The 877-nt window shown below is 52.9% G+C and carries 1 rRNA gene; it reads right to left on the bottom strand.

The annotated features are described in order from the left end of the window. Nucleotides 1-877, bottom strand: a 16S ribosomal RNA gene (locus B853_RS16210); the annotation flags it as partial.

Genomic DNA, 877 nt, shown 5'->3' on the forward strand with positions numbered 1-877 from the left:
CGATTGCAGACTCCGATCCGGACTACGACGCACTTTTGGGATTCGCTCACTCTCGCAAGTTGGCTGCCCTCTGTATGCGCCATTGTAGCACGTGTGTAGCCCTACTCGTAAGGGCCATGATGACTTGACGTCGTCCCCACCTTCCTCCGGTTTATCACCGGCAGTCTCCCTGGAGTTCCCGACATTACTCGCTGGCAAACAAGGATAAGGGTTGCGCTCGTTGCGGGACTTAACCCAACATTTCACAACACGAGCTGACGACAGCCATGCAGCACCTGTCTCAGAGTTCCCGAAGGCACCAATTCATCTCTGAAAAGTTCTCTGGATGTCAAGAGTAGGTAAGGTTCTTCGCGTTGCATCGAATTAAACCACATGCTCCACCGCTTGTGCGGGCCCCCGTCAATTCATTTGAGTTTTAATCTTGCGACCGTACTCCCCAGGCGGTCTACTTAACGCGTTAGCTCCGAAAGCCACGGCTCAAGGCCACAACCTCCAAGTAGACATCGTTTACGGCGTGGACTACCAGGGTATCTAATCCTGTTTGCTCCCCACGCTTTCGCATCTGAGTGTCAGTATCTGTCCAGGGGGCCGCCTTCGCCACCGGTATTCCTTCAGATCTCTACGCATTTCACCGCTACACCTGAATTCTACCCCCCTCTACAGTACTCTAGTCTGCCAGTTTCAAATGCAATTCCGAGGTTGAGCCCCGGGCTTTCACATCTGACTTAACAAACCACCTGCATGCGCTTTACGCCCAGTAATTCCGATTAACGCTCGCACCCTCCGTATTACCGCGGCTGCTGGCACGGAGTTAGCCGGTGCTTCTTCTGTCGCTAACGTCAAATAATGCAGCTATTAACTACACTACCTTCCTCAC

It is taken from the genome of Vibrio rotiferianus CAIM 577 = LMG 21460, assembly GCF_002741985.1.
GTDB lineage: Bacteria > Pseudomonadota > Gammaproteobacteria > Enterobacterales > Vibrionaceae > Vibrio > Vibrio rotiferianus.